Source organism: Propioniciclava sp. (assembly GCF_029977985.1).
Taxonomy (GTDB): Bacteria; Actinomycetota; Actinomycetes; order Propionibacteriales; family Propionibacteriaceae; genus Propioniciclava.
Genome location: NZ_JARKOT010000166.1, coordinates 51646 through 70043, shown reverse-complemented (window position 1 = coordinate 70043; position 18398 = coordinate 51646). Strand labels below are relative to the sequence as shown.

Annotated in this window: 17 protein-coding genes; 8 read left to right on the top strand and 9 right to left on the bottom strand. The window is 66.0% G+C overall.

What is annotated here, in order from left to right; genetic code table 11:
• Positions 1-172 precede the first annotated feature (172 nt).
• Positions 173-1930 carry an AAA family ATPase gene (locus tag Q1K57_RS10330; protein WP_300082009.1) on the bottom strand — a complete coding sequence of 586 codons (1758 nt, stop codon included), beginning with the start codon at positions 1928-1930 and terminating at the stop codon, positions 173-175.
• A gap of 163 nt (positions 1931-2093) precedes the next feature.
• On the bottom strand, positions 2094-4865 hold the full coding sequence (locus tag Q1K57_RS10325; protein ID WP_300082006.1) for an AAA family ATPase: 2772 nt from the start codon (positions 4863-4865) through the stop codon (positions 2094-2096).
• Positions 4866-5513: 648 nt separating this feature from the next.
• Between Q1K57_RS10325 and Q1K57_RS10320 the strand changes: the two genes are divergently transcribed.
• From Q1K57_RS10320 to Q1K57_RS10310, 3 genes are all read left to right on the top strand, one after another.
• Entirely contained in the window at positions 5514-5846 is a 333-nt protein-coding gene (locus Q1K57_RS10320; protein WP_300082003.1) for a DUF3024 domain-containing protein, read from the top strand.
• 187 nt (positions 5847-6033) lie between these two features.
• Entirely contained in the window at positions 6034-6378 is a 345-nt protein-coding gene (locus Q1K57_RS10315; protein ID WP_300082000.1) for a sulfate permease, read from the top strand.
• Between the two features lie 69 nt (positions 6379-6447).
• Positions 6448-7440, top strand: coding sequence for a DNA-processing protein DprA (locus Q1K57_RS10310; protein WP_300081997.1), 993 nt, complete (start codon positions 6448-6450; stop codon positions 7438-7440).
• A gap of 124 nt (positions 7441-7564) precedes the next feature.
• On the opposite strand, the gene Q1K57_RS10305 is transcribed toward Q1K57_RS10310, so the two are convergent.
• Positions 7565-8146: a TetR/AcrR family transcriptional regulator gene (locus Q1K57_RS10305; RefSeq protein WP_300081994.1), complete on the bottom strand. Its 582-nt coding sequence runs from the start codon at positions 8144-8146 to the stop codon at positions 7565-7567.
• 39 nt (positions 8147-8185) lie between these two features.
• Here Q1K57_RS10305 and Q1K57_RS10300 point away from each other — a divergent pair, with 39 nt between their 5' ends.
• Positions 8186-8623: a hypothetical protein gene (locus Q1K57_RS10300; RefSeq protein ID WP_300081990.1), complete on the top strand. Its 438-nt coding sequence runs from the start codon at positions 8186-8188 to the stop codon at positions 8621-8623.
• Here Q1K57_RS10300 and mobF read toward each other — a convergent pair.
• Both mobF and Q1K57_RS10290 read right to left on the bottom strand, forming a co-directional pair.
• Positions 8620-12159: a MobF family relaxase gene (gene mobF / locus Q1K57_RS10295; RefSeq protein WP_300081988.1), complete on the bottom strand. Its 3540-nt coding sequence runs from the start codon at positions 12157-12159 to the stop codon at positions 8620-8622. The genes Q1K57_RS10300 and mobF overlap by 4 nt on opposite strands.
• A 139-nt stretch (positions 12160-12298) precedes the next feature.
• On the bottom strand, positions 12299-13246 hold the full coding sequence (locus tag Q1K57_RS10290) for a YafY family protein (protein WP_366525366.1): 948 nt from the start codon (positions 13244-13246) through the stop codon (positions 12299-12301).
• A gap of 132 nt (positions 13247-13378) precedes the next feature.
• On the opposite strand from Q1K57_RS10290, the gene Q1K57_RS10285 reads away from it, so the two are divergent.
• The 4 genes from Q1K57_RS10285 to Q1K57_RS10270 are packed head-to-tail and all read left to right on the top strand — an operon-like array spanning position 13379 to position 15356.
• Positions 13379-13648: a VOC family protein gene (locus tag Q1K57_RS10285; RefSeq protein WP_300081982.1), complete on the top strand. Its 270-nt coding sequence runs from the start codon at positions 13379-13381 to the stop codon at positions 13646-13648.
• A gap of 53 nt (positions 13649-13701) precedes the next feature.
• Positions 13702-14154, top strand: coding sequence for a transposase (locus tag Q1K57_RS10280; protein WP_300081979.1), 453 nt, complete (start codon positions 13702-13704; stop codon positions 14152-14154).
• Positions 14151-15188 (top strand): IS3 family transposase, encoded by a 1038-nt coding sequence (locus Q1K57_RS10275; RefSeq protein ID WP_300081976.1) that lies wholly within the window; start codon positions 14151-14153, stop codon positions 15186-15188. Before Q1K57_RS10280 ends, Q1K57_RS10275 begins: the two co-directional genes overlap by 4 nt.
• A 15-nt stretch (positions 15189-15203) precedes the next feature.
• Positions 15204-15356, top strand: coding sequence for a hypothetical protein (locus Q1K57_RS10270; RefSeq protein ID WP_300081973.1), 153 nt, complete (start codon positions 15204-15206; stop codon positions 15354-15356).
• Here Q1K57_RS10270 and Q1K57_RS10265 read toward each other — a convergent pair.
• The 4 genes from Q1K57_RS10265 to Q1K57_RS10250 all read right to left on the bottom strand — a co-directional run bounded on the left by Q1K57_RS10265 (position 15353) and on the right by Q1K57_RS10250 (position 18398).
• The gene (locus Q1K57_RS10265) at positions 15353-15961 is read right to left on the bottom strand and encodes a TetR family transcriptional regulator (RefSeq protein ID WP_300081971.1); all 609 of its coding nucleotides are present in this window, start codon (positions 15959-15961) and stop codon (positions 15353-15355) included. The two genes, Q1K57_RS10270 and Q1K57_RS10265, sit on opposite strands and share 4 nt — an antisense overlap.
• Before the next feature lie 577 nt (positions 15962-16538).
• Positions 16539-16856, bottom strand: a complete 318-nt coding sequence (locus Q1K57_RS10260; RefSeq protein ID WP_300081969.1) for a transposase — start codon at positions 16854-16856, stop codon at positions 16539-16541.
• A 49-nt stretch (positions 16857-16905) separates the two neighbouring features.
• Entirely contained in the window at positions 16906-17586 is a 681-nt protein-coding gene (locus Q1K57_RS10255; RefSeq protein WP_300081966.1) for a 4'-phosphopantetheinyl transferase superfamily protein, read from the bottom strand.
• Positions 17583-18398 (bottom strand): metallophosphoesterase, encoded by an 816-nt coding sequence (locus Q1K57_RS10250; RefSeq protein WP_300081963.1) that lies wholly within the window; start codon positions 18396-18398, stop codon positions 17583-17585. The genes Q1K57_RS10255 and Q1K57_RS10250 overlap by 4 nt, the downstream gene beginning before the upstream one ends.

Here is an 18398-nt window from a genome sequence, read left to right as displayed (position 1 = left end):
TGGCGCGTCTTTAGTTGTGCTCATGGCGCTGTGTCCCACTCTATCGACGGCCTCCGACGCCGATAGAGTGCCGCGCCGCTCGACCCGGCGTGACCGCACCATGACGGGCAGCCTCTGCTTCACGCGGTTTTTCCCGCCTTTTTCCGCTCCAAGCATTCGCGAGTCCTCCTCGTCACCTGCCCAGGGACGGCCTACCGTCGCAAGGACCGCTGTCGTGCGGGTAGGAGCGGGAAGTGTCGAGCCGTCGTTGGCGCTCGTTCAGGGCACGGTCACTTACGTCTCGCCGCGCTTGCTCTGCGGTGCGGGTTTGCTCGAAGTGCTGTATTGCCTCGGTGGGGGTGAGGGCGCGTAGTGCTTCGATTTCGGCGCGGGCCTGGCGCGCGGCGCGGGTCGCGTCCTCGGCATTGGCGTGGGGGCGGGTGGCGAGGTAGGCGGCGCGGTTGTTCGCCACTGTCTCGGTGCCGAAGATGCGGGCGTAGATGCGCAGACGCGGCCACGGGTCAGGTTCCAGCATCTTGCGCACGGCGTTCGCTGCGGCCTCGTGCTGCTCGGTCGCTTCGACCACGCCGGGGTCGGCGTCGATCTGGGGCCGGGTGACGCGCTCGACCCATGATGCGCTGTTCTCGTTCCAGCGGGGCGACTCACCCCACCTTCTCGTCAGCCGCTGGGCGGTGTCGTGGGTGAGAGTCTGGGCGGTGTGGTGTTCTCGGGTGGCGCGACGTTTGCCGAACCTGCCGACCGCGCGCAAGTAGTCGCGGGCGACCTGCTGCGCGGTGTTGGCGTCCTGCCATTCGGTCAGCGCCGCAGAGGCCCGCTCAGTGAGCGGAGCGGCGACCTCGGCGCGCACCCGCTCCAACTGCCGGGCTGCGGTCTCTGCGGCGTGTGTTGCTTGGTCGCGTTCGTAACTCTGCCGGACGTGCAGCTCGGTGAGCGCGTCGGCGGCCTGCTGCCAGAGCGCCGCGCGCTGTTCCGCTCGTTCGGCCTGCTGGGTGAGTGCGGCTATCTCGGTGTTGACGATCTTCACGGGGCCGTCGTCGACCAGACCCCGCACCGCCTCCGCTGCCTGCTGGGTGGCGTCGCCCAGGCCACGGTCGGCGCGGTCGCGCTCTACCGCGCCGATGAACTGCTGCCGAGCCTCGGCGGTGTTCTCAGCAATGACATGCAGCACGTTCTCGTCGGCGCCTCGGGTCATACCGACGTAGACGGCCGCGCCGGTCATGGCCTCGGTGAGGATCGTGTGCGATGCCGGGGCGGTGATGCCCTGCACGCCGTAGGCGGTCGAGGCGTAGGCCAGGTGCGCGTGCTCGGTGACGTAGGCGGCGGGCAGGCGCACGGTGTGCTCGCGCTTCCGGTCGCTGCCTGCTTCGACCGCCCACAGAGCTCCGTCAACGGCGACGTGTTGCACGACCCACAGTTGCCGGTTTGCCACCCCCAGGCCGGTGTTGTTCTTGCGGGTCTGGATCAGGTCGCCGCGCCCGATGGGGAGGCCGTCCGATCCGTTCGTGGTCGTCTGCTCGTCCACGGCCCCGTCGCGCGTGCGCTGGTCACGGATTCGGGCGTTCAGCCGGGTCGCCTCGTCGTTGGTGGCGACCGTTACTGCCTCCCCGTCGCCGCGGTTCTTGGCGATGTACTCATGCAGGCTCGCGCTGTCGGCGTGCAGACGGATCAGGCCGAGCGCGTGGAGCTGGTCGAAGATCGCGCCGGGGTCGTCGCGGTCACGCAACCGCACTGACAGCTCGGCGTAGGCGGTGACGGTGAACCTGTGCACCTCTGCCATGTCGATTGTGCGGCCCCGGATCTGCGCGGCCATGTCGAGCACCCCGCCCCTGCCGACTGCGGGCAGTTGCGCCCGGTCACCGACCAGCGCGAGCGTCGCGCCCGCTTCGGCGGCGACGGTGAGCAACGCGAGGGCGCTGTCTTGGTCGAGCATCCCGGCCTCGTCGCCAGATGGAAAGCACACCCCTACGGATGGGTCCACCGTACCGGGACTTCGAGCTACTCGCCACGGCTAGCTGCCGCACGGTGACCGGGCAACGTGATTCGTGTGCACCCGGTGGCAAGCGCTAGGTCCATCAGTGATCCGATCCAGGCAGCTACGGTTTCTGACGCACCTTCTGTCGTTTGGGCACCTTGACTACCGGAACCACGCCGCGACGCCGCCGAAGCAGGTTCTCGTCCTTCTTGTTCTCGCGAACCTCCAGTCGGCTTAGGATCCGAGTCTGAGTGTCAGGCGTCCAGTAGACCTCGAGATGCTTTCGAGCCCGGGTAATCGCTGTATAGAAGATGCTGTGCGAGATGTTCTCTTCGTTGGCTTCCGTGATAACAACCTTCACCGAGTCAAACTCGAGACCCTGCGCCTTGTGGATCGAGACCGCGTAGGCAATCTGGAATGGCACGATGGTCGTCGTCGAGTCATCGTCCTCGTCCGTGTCTGGGCGCTCGATGACGTCGAACTGAACCACGGAGTCTTCAACGACGCGGAGGTTCGAGAGCATCGCCTCCATCGCTGTCACCTCACGCTCGAGCCCAAGGTCGACGTCGAAGGTGATCTTCCCGGGCACCTGGCTAATCCCAACAATATTGCCCTTCATGTTGTTGAAGATCAGCGGGCGGAAGCGATCCGTCTCATTGAAGAGCACCGGATCGCCAACCTTGTAAACAGCCTCACCCCAGACGTGGGCCGGGCTCGGGTTGCTCGCCTGAAGGAAGCGGTTAACGTTATTGATCCCGTACAATCCGTCGTAGTTGAGACAGAGCACGATCTCGTCGGCACCGTGTCGTGCGAAGAGCGACTCCCCTAGTTCTTTGGAGTACTCATTTTTCGACAGTGACTCTTCGATCCGGTCGTCAAGGTCACGCACGCGATCCCAGAGGGTCAGGAGCTCCTCGTCGGTCGTGCGGAACGGGTGTGTCAATTCGTGTACTGACTCTGGTGGGATGTACGAGCGAATTGCGCCAAACCAGTTCCCGAACTCGATGGACTCGATCTGGTAGACATCACCCACCAGCACCAGCAGATCGAATTCGGTGTTGGCGAGCACCTCGAGGAATGCAGCGTTGCTGACCGTACTGCATTCATCGATGATGACGATATCGAAATGACCCGATGTGTCCCAGTCGCCCCGCACATGCTTCGAGATTGTGCTGAAGTGTTTGTTGGGAGCGTCGACGCGGCGCTTCAGGTTATCGACGGCCGGGTTGGTGTGTGCCAGGAAGAGCTTCCGCTCACTCTCGAAGTAGTTCGCGATGTGGTTGACCATCGTGGACTTGCCGGTGCCTGCGGCTCCGTAGATGAGGGCCACCTTCGAGTGGGAGAAGAGCTTCCGCAGGGCATCGGCCTTGATCTCATCGTCAACTTTCTGCGGGTCACCGTCCGGAAGTTTCGCGTTTTCGTCAAGCCATGCGGCGACGTCGTCCGCGTAGTCCTCGATGCCATTCGAGGCGATCTTCTGGAGCTGCTCGATGATCTCTACGGTGCCGTCCTCGTACCCGACGATGAACACGTGGCCGTTGGCGCGTTGGAGTTTGCGTGGGGCATGCCGTGGTGTCGGTGGAAGAGCGGCGTTGTGGCGCCTGATCAGGTCGTCGATGTCCCCGAGGTCTTCGAGGTCGCTCTCGGGTGTGTAGATCATGCCGTGCTGCTCGACGTTGACCCGTATCCGTCGCGCAAGTAGCTCGTGCTTCCTGGTCGAGGAATCGATGCTAGCCGCGAGGTCAGCAAACCTCGGGTTGTGTTTCCGGGGCGACGTACAGTACGGCATGGTATCGAACGGACGGCAGCCGCTTGAGACATTCAGGTTCGAGAGCCACCCGCACTGATTAACGTCGTACTGTGCCTTCAGGATTTGGTTGTTCATCCGGAGCATCAGGTAGCGCAGGAGTCGGGTGCCTGGACGGTTCCGCTGGATGATTGCCCTCGCCGCGTCCAGTGCAGGGAAGATCATCGGCGTCCGCTGGGCGTTCGCGAGGGCCCAGGTCTTCACCTGGTTGTACACCGCGTCTGACGAGTCAATGAGGTCGAGCAGACTGTGACGTGTCAGCGTTAGGTACTGCATCAGGTTGCGGTACTCGACGTGACCTGACTGCACCTTGGTCTGTTGGCCCAGGAGCCGAGCGAAGTTGTCGAACTCGCACGGTCGGATGGACACCGACCAGTCGCGCACGATGATGATTGGCATCGTCTGACCGAGTACGTCGATTGAGTCGTTCGCAAGCTCGAGTTGTGCAGCGTAGTAGTCGCTCACATCAATGTCGGTGAAGCCGATGATCCGATCGAACTTGCTTGTCCGGTTGTGGGCGAGGCTGAAGGTGACCTCGTAGTAGATTCGGCTGCCAATGAAGAACGGTCGAGAGCTGTTGATGTAGTAGCGCTCGGTCTTGCCGGTCAGCAGGTCGTGTTTCGATGCCTCGATCCGGCCAGCAATCTTCTCGTAGTACGCGCGGAGTGCCGGATCCTCGTGAAGCGGGAACTGCTCGAGATTCCGGAGGATGTCCAGGCCGAGGTGCTGCTTCGCGAGGTCGCGTGTGCGTAGCAGGTACTCGTAGTATTTGAGCATCAGGCGCTCAGAGGGGTCCCGGTCGAGGGTGTAGTGCGAGACGCTGATCTGGAGCAGGTTGTGGAAGCGCGTCAGCAGGCGATAGCGGGCATCGCCGTTCACTGCGTCCCGAGCAGCATCAAACTGCGTCTGGTAGTTGTACGTCACCGTCCGATCTGGGACGTGCGCATAGACGACCAAGCCCTCGACCAGGTGGCGCAGGTATTGCAGCAGGTTCTGTGACAAGAATCCACGGTCGGTCGTGATTGCCGAGATGTTCTGGTCGATCGCGTTGCTCGAGTCCAGAACCTGCTGTTCTACCGTTGCCATGCTGAGCGACCTTCCGATAGGGACTGGGGCACTAGCTTGCTGAGCGATCGCGATCGCTTCCAGCCAGCGGGGCGTGACCTCACTTGACGGCCTCCTCCAGAGCCAAGATATGACGTGCAACTGCTGTCGGGTCGCGACTCCCCGCCGCGACCACGTCGATCCCTCCTGTGTAGGCATCGTTGCGGCCGCAAGCGGCAAGCTCCCTGGCACCGCCGAATCGCCATAAGCCTATGATCGCGCCTGTGCCTCGAGGACGCCTCGCGGCACGCGGATGTGACCAGGTGATCGGGTTCATGTGCTCGCCCCACGCCGCTGGGACGACATGCGGACGAGGCACCACGGAGCTTCCTGCACGGCATGGGTCATGCGGAACGGCCGCCATGACGTACTATTCCTGCTGACCTTGGATCCTGTGACTTCGAGTCGAGCCAGCGAAGCGATCGCCAGGTGGAGCCTTGCGCTGTCTTCACCTGAATCTCGACCACCCGACCGTTATCCGGGTTGGCGGGGATGGGACTGCCTTCACACTGTCCGCACCAGCGTGAGCTACTTCGGGCCAGCTCCGCCGCAACGTGATGCTCCCCGATGGACTTGCCCTGCCGCCACAGCTTCGAGGCTACCGAGGAGCTCGGATGGCAGAATGGACGTATGGCGATGCCCGAGACCGACCTGCTGAGCATCGGCCGCTGGTGCCGTGAACGCGTGCCCGAGCACCTGTGGGATCAAGTGCGGGTAGAAGCCGAGATTGCCGACCGGCACGTCACGATCATCGAGACGAGGCCGCCCTGGGACGGGCAGGGAGACTGGACACGGTTCCCGGTCGCGCGCCTCCGCTATACCGTCAAGACTGGGCAGTGGAGCATCTACTGGCGCGAACGGTACATGAAGTTCCACGAGTACACCCGCAAGCGTCCGACGAAGAACGTCCAGTCACTGCTCGACTACATCGACAGCCACCAGGATCCAATCTTCTGGGGGTGAGAGCCCAAGCGGGTCATGTCACCAAGCACCGGGACTCTTCCAACGCAACGTCAACAACGGTACCTTGTGGGTAGGCGGCCTCCACCTGCGTGACCCACCGCCGGACGTGGTGGGACGACCAGCTGGCTTCGGCCGGAGCGGTCCTTCTCGATTCCTTGTCGCCGGAGACGAGGAGAGGACTGTGCTCATGTTTCGCCTGATCTGGATCGTCAGCATCCACACGCGTGACTTCCTGCGCCGCTACATGCCGACCAACATCGTGTTGGACAAGCTCCGCAGGCGACGCGGGCTGAAGTGGGGCGTCCCGGCGATGTTGCTGGCCATCCCGTACCTCGGGGTCGCGAACATCCTGACGATTCTCATCGACCGCGGTGCGCCGGGGTGGTTCCACCTGCTGGTGCTGCTGTGCATCTGGAACGCGTTCAAGTTCCTAGTGATGGGCCCGGTGAGCGTGGTGTTGTTGGTGCGAGCCCGCGCTGCTGAGCGTCGCGAGCGGTGCTTGCCGTCGCGTTCACCAGCGCCGACGGCCTGACCGCCTCGCGAGGATCGCGGGCTGTGTTGGCGCACCTGCTCGGCGAGGTGTGTTCGAGGAGGAGCCGTCATGTCTGGTGTTGCTGGTCTTGGTGTTGATGAGCGTCGTGCCCGGGTGGTGCTGTCGTTGTTGGCCGAGCCCGACGATGCAATGACTGGTCGTCTGCTACAGCAGCGGGGTGCTGTCGAGACTCTGAGGCTGCTCGACAGTGATGCCGCAGTTCCGGGTCTGAGCCGGGTGGATGCACAGGTGTGGCGTGACCGGCTCTCTCCACAGGAGGTCGAGCGGCTCAGTGAGCGGTTGCGGACGGTCGAGAACGGGGGCTTCGCCACGTTGATTGCGGGTGACGTGGAGTGGCCGCGGGCTTTGGATGATCTTGGGGAGCGTGCCCCGTATGTTCTGTTCGTGCGTGGCGCGACGTCGTTCCTCGCGCGCCCGTTGGAGGACCTGGTCACCGTGACCGGTTCTCGTGCGTCCACGTCTTATGGTGAGCGGGTCGCCAGCGAGTTGGCTGGTGATCTGGCGAGTCGGGAGCGCCTGTTGGTCGCTGGTGGTGCTTTTGGGGTCGAGGGTGCAGTGCATCGTGGAGCGTTGGCTGCTGGTGGTGACACGATCGCAGTGCTGGCCGGAGGCGTGGACCGGCTCTACCCTCGCGGGCATCACGACCTGCTGAACCAGGTCGCTGATGTCGGTGCCCTGGTGAGCGAGCTGCCTCCCGGGGCTGTGCCGACGCGGCATCGCTTCCTAGCTCGCAATCGGCTGCTTGCTGCCTTGTCTGGCACAACGGTGATCGTCGAAGCGGCCGCACGATCAGGAGCCTTGGGCGTGGCCCGAGAAGCGCATCGCTTGGGTCGTGATGTCGCAGCGGTGCCCGGGCCGGTTACGAGCGTGTCGAGTATTGGCACCCACGAGCTTCTCCGCGCAGGAACTGCCCGGCTGGTGGCCTCGGCGAACGACGTCGAGCACCTTCCGCCTCAGCATCTCCAGGAACGGGCGGAACTGTCTGCCGATTTCCAACGGCGCAACGCACCGGTATCCGAGTCGCCCGGCCGCTCGATGTAGTGCCGACGCGTAGCGACATCGACCAGGCGCCCCGGCCTCGAACCCCGAGAACATGAGGGCCATCAACAAGCCCCTCCGCGGGCCCGCGCCACGGCCACAGCTACGGGCAGATATTCCTGGGCGTTCACACGTCAGTAGCGCCGACGGCAGCGTGTATCGCCGCGTCAGCCGCGTCCCAGTCTCCTGTGACGAGCCCGTAGTGCAGTGCCCCGCGGTACCGGATCATCAGCATTTTCATCCGCGAAGCAGCCTCGTGCGCATCAAGGCCGCGGGTCTGCAGATGACTGGTGATCGCGTCGGTCCACTCGTGGTCGAGTTCGTGGAGCATGGTTCCGTACGTGTCGGGGTCGCGGATGGCTAGGGCGGCGAGTTCGAAGTACAGCGCGAGGAAGGGCCGCGCTTGCTCCTGCTTCTGCTCCTCCCACATGCTCCTGACCACCTCGCCAAGGGCCACCGCACCCGTGCTGGGCTGCTGGTCTGGAGCAAGTGCCTTCGCGAGTGTGGGTTGCTGGTGGCGGAGGTGCCGGATGGCCTGGGTGATCAGCTTTTCTTTGCTGCCGAAGTGATACAGCAGCGTTCGCGGCGAGACTCCCAACTCCGCAGCGAGTGGCCGCAGGGTGACACCGGCGATACCGCGCTCCTGCAGCACCTGAGCTGCGGCGTCAAGCAGGTCACTGGTGCGCTGAGGGTTCTTTGGGCGGGCCACACCCTATTCTTACCACAGTCGTTTCAGTAATATGGTCGCATGCTGCTCACCGCGCCTCCCCCGCTGCCCAGCCGACGCGACGTGCTCGTTGCCGTTGGGTATGGCGTCGTGATCTGGGTGATCGCCACCGGGCTGCTTGTCACGGCAGGTACAGTCCTCGTCCCTGACGCCGGGGCCTGGAGTGGCGTACCGGTGATCATCGTGTTCGGTCTGCTCGCTCTCGGTGTCGCCATGGTCGGCTACCTGTTGTTCCGTAAGCGCCGCGATGATTCGTTGATGCTCCGGCTGCTGTTCGGTACCACGATCTCAGCAACCGGGCTCCTACTGGATGCCATCGTGTACGGAGCCGCCGCCGGTCAGTACCCGACGCTTTCAGGGAACCAGCAAGGCCCGGTCGCGTTTTTCCTCGTCCTCGCCTACGGCCTCCTCCTGATCGCACCCCACCTCTGCCCGCAACGTGCCCCAGACGCCCGCTAGACCAATTGGCGAGACGCCTGCGGTGCGGGGCGCCGGCGCTCGTCGTGGATGGTCGGGCGGGCCAGCGTTCGTAGTGCTGTTTCGGCTCGGGCGCGGTCGATCTTCTGCGCCGTACCCTCCGGATGGGCGCCGAGCGGGGCCGGGTCGCTGATCTGGTACCGGTCACGGTAAGCGGCCACGACCACGGCGCGGCGTCGCCACTGCTGCCGCTCCCGCCCATCGGCTGGGATCGGACCGAGTGCCGTAACCCATGGTTCGTGGGTTTGGACGGCGGCGTCCAAGACTGCTTCTGCTCGAGTTTCGATGAGGTGGCGGCGCTCGGTCAGGGCTTGCTGCATGTCGGGGGTCATGGGGCCGGTGGCTTCGGGAACCAGGCCGGCGATGAGACGCGGGGCCTGGCGGGTGCGGCCCGATCCGGCGGGACGGATGGTGGCGTTGGCGAGGCGGTGGTGGATGACGGAGGCGATGTCGTCGGCGTCGGCGAACCCGCGAGCCTTGATGAGGCGTGGCAGGAGGGTGTCGACGTTGTGGTGGTTGGCTTCGGCCCGGCGCAGTTCCGCAGTCAGGGCGCCGAAGGCGTCGGAGTCGATGACGGCTTGCGCTTGCTCGCCGGTGAGTCCGCTGGTGCGGATGAGCCCTGCCCAGCGGTCGTGTTGGGCTGCAGCGGCGATGGTTTCGTATTCGGCGGCGAGTTGGGCGATCGAGCCCCACCGCTCCTGCTCGGCGGTGATGGTCTCGCACGCCGACAGCTCAGCACCGCTGTGTTGGAGCACGCCGTAGAGGACCGTGCGGGCGGTGGCGTCGGGATTGTCGCCCGGATGCGCCGTGGCGTGATCGTCGGGACGGTCGAGGATGACGTAGGCCTGGTTCGATTCCCGTCCGCGCGTCATCGCGACATACAGGTTCTCCCTGGTGGTGGTGGGTTCGACGAGGACGTGGGCGGTGTCGGTGGTGATGCCTTGGGCGCGGTGGGCGGTGACGGCGTAGCCGAGGTCGACATGCTCAGCCACATAGGCGGCGGGCACGACGACGCTGTTGCCGAACCGGGTCCCGGGTGGGCGGATCGTGACCGACCCGTCGTCACGTACGGCGGTGATGGTCCAGGTTTGGCCGTTGCGGACCCAGCCGTGCCGGTTCCGCAGCCGACGGTCATTGCGGCGGGTGATGATCGTGTCACCCACGCCCGCTGCCGATCCGTCGGACAGGGTGATTTCGGGCCCGGGCTTCAGCGTACCGTCGAGGATGAGGTCGGCGCGAGCACGGACGTTGAGGGCGGTGACGTTCTCGCGGGTTTCGGCGATCAGCACCGACACCAATCCCGCCTGGCGGTCGTGGCGCCAGGCGGTGTAGGCGGCATCGGTCATGGCCTCGCCGTCACCATCATGGATGCGATCATGTGCCAGGTAGGTGTCGATGACCGGGGCGCGGCCGTGCCGCAACTCCAGGGAAGCGGTCTTCTCCCAATCGTGAGTGAAGCGGTGAACATCAACGAGTTCGGGAGCATCGTCGCGGTCGTGGATCAACAGGCTGAACGCACCACCGGCGTCGACGGACTGGAGCTGTGCGTAGTCACCGACCAGCAGCACCTTCGCCCCCGCCTCCTCCGCTGCCTGCGTGATCCGATCCAAGGACAGGGTGCCGGCGAGGGAGGCTTCGTCGATGATGACCAGCTGCCCGGCCTTGAAGGTCGCGCCGGTGTGTTGATGGGTAGTCCACCACTTCGCCGTGTTCTCCGTCTGAATGCCCAGATCGTCGGCCAGCACCTGCGCCGCCACCGCAGACGGCGCCAACCCCACCACCGACCCGGCACCATGCGAGGCCTCCCATGCCCGGCGCAAGGCGTTCATCGCGGTCGTCTTACCGGCCCCCGCCGGCCCCACCAACACATCCACCACCCGGCCCGAGACGGCAACCGACGCCAAAGCTTCAGCCTGGTCGGGACCGAGCACCCGGCCCTCGGCGTCAGGCTTGCTCGTGATGGTCTCGACGGTGGCGAGGTCGATACTCGGCCCGGTGGTGGCGCGGGCCCGTTGCAGGAGGCGGTCTTCTGCGGCCAGGAGGGTGTCGGAGGAGAACACGGTCGAGTGCTTCGGCCGAAACACACTGGTGCCGTCCAGGCGGCGAAACTCCACCGGACTCACCGCTAGCTCGGGTGGGGTCAGCCGCAGGGACGCTTGTTCGGCGGCGTCGGCGACCATGGCGGTGATGGCTTCGCGGTCCTCGACGGTGGCGAATCGCCACCCCATCGTTTGGCGGGCGGCTTCGGCCATCAGGTTCCAGCGCCGCCACGTCGAACGCTTCTCACCGACCACCTCCACCACCGACCGCCCCACCTGCTCGATCAGATCCAACGGCACATCATCAGCCCGCAACAACAACTGCCGCTCCCCACCCGTGACGGCGCGCGCCCACACCGTCGCATCACTGCCGAGCTGCTGACTGACGCGGGTGCGCCACTCGGCTGTTAGCTCCGCCAAGGATCGGACCTGCTTCTCCGGACGCGTCGCGAGCGTGGCCTGGGCGCGCAGTTTCACGATGGTCGCCGACGACGGGCGCTTGCCATGCTGAGTCACGTAGGCAGCAATCAGCGCGTCGGTCGCCTCGTTGATGTGCCGGGAGCGGGTCGAGAACTCCGCGACGAGCTGTTCGGGGACGTTGGTGATCGCCCAGGACGGGTTCCGGTCCCGGCCCATCTCCCGCGACTCCCAGCTCACGCCGAAGGTGCGGGTCATGTGATCGGCGAACACGGCCTCGTGCAGCTCCGACAACGCCACGACCGCGGCATGCATCGGACGCCCATCCAGACTCCGCCACTTCCCATCCAACACCGTGCGGACCTTGTTGCTGATCACCACATGCGTATGCAAGTGCGGGTCCCCAGCACGGGAATCGAAGTGATCAAACGCCGTTGCGATCAAACCCGTGACGTCGACTTGTGCAACCGCGCCATCCCCAGCAGTTGCGCCCGTGCGGGTGGCCGCTACTTCGCGCTCCATGAACGCAACCACCGCCGCAACCGCCTCATGATGGGCTTGCGCAATCAACGCCTGCGTCCCCGCGTCCGCAACCGCCCACAACACCGATGCCGACTTCGGCACACTGAACGTGAAGTCAAACCCCGCCACCGCACGCCGCGACCCCCGCGCAGCCTCCTCCGCCTCAATCTGCGCAACGGAGCGTTCCCGCTCCACCGTCCCCAGGGCAGGGTCCAGTTGCGCGACACGGTCCGCGACCCGCTCCGCCGTCGAGCTGTACACCGGATACGCCCGCCCCAACGGGTCACCCGTGATCGGGTCCCGCCCCATACCGACCAGCAGCTGAAGCTGCGCTTCCGACACCTGGGCGCCAGGGGTGAGTTCACCATTACCCAAAGCAGTGACGCCAGAGCCGAGCCAGCGTCCAGGTGGGGTGCCAGCCTCGGCGTAGTAGCGGGTCAGCGGCGTCGACAGCGACCGGTCACCATCGCCAGCCGCCACGGTGCGCAGCAGGTACTTGTAGCCGTCACCAGCCGACATCACCCGCATCGACACCGTCACCCAAACCACCCCTCACCTGCTTGTCACACAGGTGAGCTGGCAGCCACCGAACCTCGATCTGCAAGAGGCGTGGCAGCTCCAGATGGTGGCTACAGCTGGCTGAGATCCGGGTGCTCAGAGGCGAGCTAACGGAGCGGGGTCAGGAGCGGTACAGCATGGCGATCTGGTCGAGATGGTCCAGAAGCTTGGCTTTGATGTCGTCGGGGGCTTCGACTCGAACGTCAGAGCCGAGACGCAAGAGGATGGTGACCGCGTGGAGGTGGTCCATGAACTCCAGGCGCACGGGCTGCCACCCCTCGCCCGGTGGGCTCCCGGGCACGTCCATCGGGCTGGTGCAGATACTCCACTCGCGCGCGTCGTCCCACCGATGCGCGCGGAGCCAGGCATCAACACTGACAGGAGTGAACTGGTCGAGGAACCTGGCGCGGTGATCCCGCCATGCTTGGGCCACATCCAGCTCGGGCCCTGAGCACGGTTCAGCCAACAGGGCGGCGTGCTCGATACGGACTGCCTTGAAAAATCGCACTGTTTGCTCGGCGCTGGCGCACAGATACCAGTCGCTGCCGGCCGACACCAGACCATGCGGCTCCACCACCAGCTCCTGCACACGTGCGGCTTGGCGTGAACGATACGTCAACCGCAACCGCTGACGGGCGAACACGCCTCCTTGGACGGTTGCGAAGGCCTCCCCAGGTTGCAGCGCATCAGGTTGCGGCAACCAGCCGTGCGGATCAACCACGATCCGCGACGCAACCTCCAGACTCTGACCACGATGCGCCTCGGGAACCGCAGCCAGCAGCTTGCGCACCCCCGAGGCAAACGCATCACCCAGCCCGATCGAATCCGGGCCCCACGACGAGATCGCAGCGAACAACGCGCGGCTCTCGTCCTCGGATAGCGCTGTGACATCAGTGCGGTAGCCCGGCATTAGGCGGACCCCGCCGTGGGGGCCGCGCTCGCAGTACACCGGCACTCCAGCAGCCGAAAGGGCTTCCACATCCCGCAGCACGGTACGACGCGACACCTCCAGCCGCTGCGCCAGCTCTGCCGTCGAGAGCCCGCCATGGGTACGCAGCAGCCAGATCATCGCCAACAACCGATCCGCCCGCATGGCCCCAACCCTCGCACACATACATGACAGAAGACGTCATCTATCCCCCGTAACGTCGTGATCCAAGCAACCAGACTGCCCCCATGGGGGCCCACAAGGAGAACCGCCATGACAGACTTCGCACCCACCAGCGTGATCCTCTACGTCACCGACGTCGAGGCCAGCACCACCTTCTACCGCCAAGCCCTGAACAAGGAGCCCATCGAGACCTTCGACGACTTCGCAGTGTTCGCCCTCACCGAGGACGTCACCATCGGACTCCAGACCCGCGACCAGATCGACCCCGCCGCCACCGGCACACCCGGCAGCGTCGAACTATCCATGAGCTACGCCACCCACGATGACGTCGACCAGCCCCTATCCGACAGACTGGTGTGAGACGCCCAGGCTGAGCGGAACTTGACTGGGGCGGGGACAGGAGAAGTAGGTCCATGACCACCACCACAGCACTGGTCGGCTCGGAGGAGACGACGACCACGACCAGCCCGACGGCATCGACCCCGGCGGCGGACGGGCCGCGGGCGGGGCGCGCGAAGCGGCGCACGTTCACCACCGAGTACAAGCGGCGGATCGTCGCGGAGTACGACGCTGCCCCGAACGGGACGAAGGGGGCGGTACTGCGCCGGGAACGGCTGTATGACTCCCACGTGCAGGAGTGGCGCGCCGCCATCACCGCCGGCACGTTGGATGACCCGCCGAGGCGGGGCCGGCCCGCCAAGACCGCCGAGCAGGCCCGGATCGGCGAGTTGGAGCGGCAGGTCGCCCGGCTGGAGGCCGAGGCGGCGCGGAAGGACGAGGTCATCGCCGATCGTGATGCCGCACTCCAGGTGCTGGGAAAAGGTGTCGCGTTCTTGGAGGCGATCTCGTCGCGGAACGCGCGATGACCCGCAGCACCTGGCGGGCCTGGCAGGCCGCCACCGTCGACGACCTCACCCCGCACACCGGCGGTGGCACGGCCTGCGAGCTGGTCGGCCGGTCCCGGGCCACCCACCACCGGCAAACCCACCCCAAACCCAAGGTGTTCGGGCCGCACCCGAAACCGAAGCATCCAGCGGAGCTGTCTGCCGCCGAACGCGAGCAGATCCTGGCGGTGTTGAACAGCGACGACTACGCGAACTCGTCGGTGGCCCAAGTGTGGGCGTGCGAGCTCGACGAGGGCCGGTACTGGTGCTCACAACGCACGATGTACCGGATCCTGGCCGCGGCAGGCCAAGGCGGGGAACGCCGCCGCCAAGCCACCCACCCGCCCCGGGCGATCCCCGAACTCGTCGCCGAGGCCCCCAACGTCGTCTGGTCCTGGGACATCACGAAGCTGGCCGGCCCGGCTCGGGGGATCTGGTACCACGCCTACGTCGTCCTCGACATCTTCTCCCGCTACGCCCTCGGCTGGCGCGTCGAGGCCGTCGAGGACGGCCGGCTCGCCACCGACCTGATCGCCGACATCATCGCCACCCAGGGCACCCCACCCGGCTGGCTCCACGCCGACGGCGGCGCCGCGATGACCTCCAAACCGTTGAGCTCGCTGCTGGCCGACCTCGACATCACCCGCTCGCACACCCGGCCCCGCACCAGCAACGACAACCCCTACAGCGAAGCCCAGTTCAAGACGATGAAGTACACCCCCGACTACCCGGCCCGATTCGACTCCATCGGCCACGCCAGGGCGTGGATGGAGGAGTTCATGACCTGGTACAACCACGAGCACCGGCACTCCCGCATCGGCCTGCACACCCCGGCCTCCGTCCACTACGGCACCGCACACGACATCCGCGCCGCCCGACAGGCCACCCTCGACGCCGCCTGGCTCGCCCACCCCGAACGGTTCAACCGCCGCCCCACCCCACCCCGGCTACCCGAACGAGTCACGATCAACGACCCCGCGAAACGACTCCCCGAACCCGAGACTCAGAAGGCTTGAGACGTCTCATTTGACTTGACAACTTCCGAGCTCTACCAAGACTGGACAACACTTGGCTTCCCCATCGCACTGGAACCCACCACCCTGGAGTTCGGCTACACCTTCGTCGCCACCGACCCCGATGGACACCGCCTCCGCGTCTGCGCCACCGACACCACCAACCTTTAGGGGGCTTGCTGACATTCCCCCGCTGAGGCCCAAAGCGCACTCGGTTTGGAGGGCGAGGCGAGGAGAGCGCTGATTCCGTCGGCAAGTATCTCCTGCGGGCTGATGTGGTGCGTCGCGTGGAGCCGCGCATAGGTAGGAGCTTGGTCAGGGTCAATGGTGACGCGCTTCTCGTCAGACGCCATAGGTGCGGTCAGCGAGGCGCCAATCACCAGGTTGGACAATCGGTAGGCAGTTCCCAGCGGATCCGGGGTACCCGCTTGTTCGAGCAGGACGCACATCCGCTCGGAAAGGGCCAGGTACGCCGGGCCCCTGGGAGCGCGCATACCGATGACCTGACCGGCCCACCGGTGGGTCGTGAGGTGCGCGAAGAAGGCGTGCATCAGGGCGGGCAGGTCGGCGTTGCGGATCGACTCGGACATCACGCGATCGTCTGCAAGCGCTGTGTCGAGGGCGAGGTCGAACAGATCGTCGACGGATTCCACGCGGGAGTACAGGCTGGCTGGAGCGACACCCACCTGTTGCGCCACGGCGCCCAGGGTGAGGGCCCTCAACCCGCCTTCGTCCAGCAGCCTCACCGATGCCCTCGCGACCTCCACGATGTCCACCTGTCGAGACGTCTCCTAGATTGCACGGCCGTACGCGGCGTACTTTGCACAAATCGCTCCCCGCAGACCAGGCCGCGCAATGTAGTCGGAGCCCGGCATGCCCGCTTGACAAGCCGATAGACGTCAAGATGCCACGAGGTAGCCTTGCCGCCGCCCGAGTCCGACCAGCAAGGCCACATGGCAGGGGTCCGGCGGAGCCGAGTTCGACCGTCACGATGGGGCCATACCAAGCTGTCACAGCCACCACGACCCCGGCCACACGCCAGGTCCCACCCGCAGTCGTTTCATACTCGCTGAAGTCGAACTGCCACACCTGATTAGGACCGGTGGGCGGTGCTGCGAACGCAGCTTTGCGCCGTTGACAGCACCATCGCCCAGATCTTGCGATGCCCCCGGGCAGGATGCTCACTGACCATCTCCACCACGGTACTGCGGTGGCGTTGACGCGACGGCGTCGGCCACGGCCCCTTGGCTGGTTTGCCCGAGCGGGATCGCGCTTGCCAGCGGCGCCAGGTCCGTTCGGGAATGTCGATCAGCGCGCAGAACCTCGAGGTCTACATCCCCTCCTCGACCCGGATCACCTCGAGGTCTTCGAAGGGACCAGCCGACGCTCCGCGCACTTCTTCCAGACCCGGATTTCGACCGCTGCCTCACCCAACGCCAAGGTCAGATCCTCGACCTGCGCCTCCCGCTGGGCCTCACGTGTTGAGGGACCCGACCTCCCCGCCGCCAAGGCCGTCTTACCAGCCTCCAGGAACTCGGCCTTCCACCTACCGATCAACTGCTCCGAGACCTTCTCCTTGCGCGCGGCCTCGGCCATACTGACCTCCCCAGCCAGCACGCTCAGCACGATCCGGATCTTCGTCTCCGGGCTGAATACTGGCGGTCGTCCCACAACGCTCCTCCTGCTCTCAGACGCCGATCACGCCCTCATAACCGACCTGTCAGAAAGCTTGACGCGGGACATCGGGGCCGCCGTCCGCCTCAAGCTCCACGGCCGCCAGGAGTGTCCCCTGCGCCACCGTCCACCGGCCCTCCAGGTCGCGCAGGTCACGGGCGCCGATGTGCAGAATCTTGGCGAGACGCGCCGTGAACCGGCCGTCCGGGTGCAGCAGGACGTCGGCGTCCTCGAACCCCAACCAGGACCGCTCCAACGGATACCACGCCTTGTACACGGCCTCCTTGGCGGTGAAGAGGAGCCGGTCATAGTTGGGCCCCGGGTGCTCCAACCGGAGCCGCTCCAGAGACCGCCCCTCGGCGTCAGCGGCAACGTGCCGCAGCACGCCCGGCGGCAATGGCAGGTCGGGCTCGGCGTCGATGCCCACCGAGGCGACGTCGGGGTCGGTGGTCAGCGCAGCGGCTCGGTAACCACGGCAGTGGGTGAGGCTCCCCACGACGCCGGGCGGCCACAACGGCTGCCCCTTCTCGCCGCGCCCAATCGCGACGACCGGCTCGTCGAGGGCGAGCAGGGCTCGGCGAGCGCACTCGCGCGCCGTCATGAACTCCTGTCTGCGCGCCGGGACAGCGCTCGCCACAGCGGCCTCCTCCGCCGCGAAGAGAGGCACCACGACGTCGCGGCGCAGCTCCACGACCGCAACCCGGCCAGAGAGCAGGTCGCGCATCATCGGGCGAGCTCGCAGACGGCCCGCAGGACCGGGTAGCGCCGAAGGTGCTCCCGGAAGTAGCCGAGGGACACCTCCAGGTACGTGATGCCGTTCTCCACGAACTTGTGGGGGATGTGCTGATGCCCGTAGACGACGTGGCTCGCTCCGTACCGCTCAGGCCAGGAGAACGTCGCACTCGTGCCGGACCACACCGCGTAGTGGGGACAGCGGAAGAAGCTCAGTGGGCGAGCAGTCAGCGGATGGTGGTTGACCAGAATGGTCCGTGCCGAGGGCGGCAACGCGTCGAGCCGACGGCGGGCCTCGGCCACCCGCGCCCGGCTCCAGTCGGCGATGGAGGAGTGGGGCGGCGGAGGCCGGAGGAAGAACTCGTCGCTGAACACGACACCGGCCTCCCGAGCCCGGGCAAGGCCCGCCCCGGATCCGGCGGGGTTCCCCATCCCGGTGTAGTCGTACAGCGTCATGAGAGGGACCAGGTGCCGTGGCCCGTCGGCCGTCTCTAGGACGAACCACGGGTCCTCGGGGGTGAGAACGTCGAAGTCACGGCAGACCGCGAGGAGCCGCTCGTAGGTCGTGGCGCTGTCCGTATCATCGGTGCCCACCCACAGGTCGTGGTTGCCCGGCACGAAGACGACGCCGGCGGACGAAGGCCGCACGGTCGAGAGCAACCAGCGCAGGTCGGCCACCGAGCCGATGTCTCCGCAGAGCAGCAACCAGTCGTCGCCGCAGGACGGTGTCACCTCCGCGACGAGCCGCCGGTTCTGCGGATCCTGCAGGTGCAGGTCGGAGGCGGCCCAGAGTGTCCGCCGGGTCAC

Bases quoted from the DNA above. Each gene is read 5' to 3' on its own strand.
- Q1K57_RS10280 (WP_300081979.1), top strand. From the start codon at position 13,702: ATGACCACCACCACAGCACTGGTCGGCTCGGAGGAGACGACGACCACG.
- Q1K57_RS10255 (WP_300081966.1), bottom strand. From the start codon at position 17,586: ATGATGCGCGACCTGCTCTCTGGCCGGGTTGCGGTCGTGGAGCTGCGC.
- Q1K57_RS10310 (WP_300081997.1), top strand. From the start codon at position 6,448: ATGTCTGGTGTTGCTGGTCTTGGTGTTGATGAGCGTCGTGCCCGGGTG.
- Q1K57_RS10300 (WP_300081990.1), top strand. From the start codon at position 8,186: ATGCTGCTCACCGCGCCTCCCCCGCTGCCCAGCCGACGCGACGTGCTC.
- Q1K57_RS10285 (WP_300081982.1), top strand. From the start codon at position 13,379: ATGACAGACTTCGCACCCACCAGCGTGATCCTCTACGTCACCGACGTC.
- Q1K57_RS10290 (WP_366525366.1), bottom strand. From the start codon at position 13,246: ATGATCTGGCTGCTGCGTACCCATGGCGGGCTCTCGACGGCAGAGCTG.
- Q1K57_RS10330 (WP_300082009.1), bottom strand. From the start codon at position 1,930: ATGCTCGACCAAGACAGCGCCCTCGCGTTGCTCACCGTCGCCGCCGAA.
- Q1K57_RS10275 (WP_300081976.1), top strand. From the start codon at position 14,151: ATGACCCGCAGCACCTGGCGGGCCTGGCAGGCCGCCACCGTCGACGAC.
- Q1K57_RS10320 (WP_300082003.1), top strand. From the start codon at position 5,514: ATGGCGATGCCCGAGACCGACCTGCTGAGCATCGGCCGCTGGTGCCGT.
- Q1K57_RS10315 (WP_300082000.1), top strand. From the start codon at position 6,034: ATGTTTCGCCTGATCTGGATCGTCAGCATCCACACGCGTGACTTCCTG.
- Q1K57_RS10325 (WP_300082006.1), bottom strand. From the start codon at position 4,865: ATGGCAACGGTAGAACAGCAGGTTCTGGACTCGAGCAACGCGATCGAC.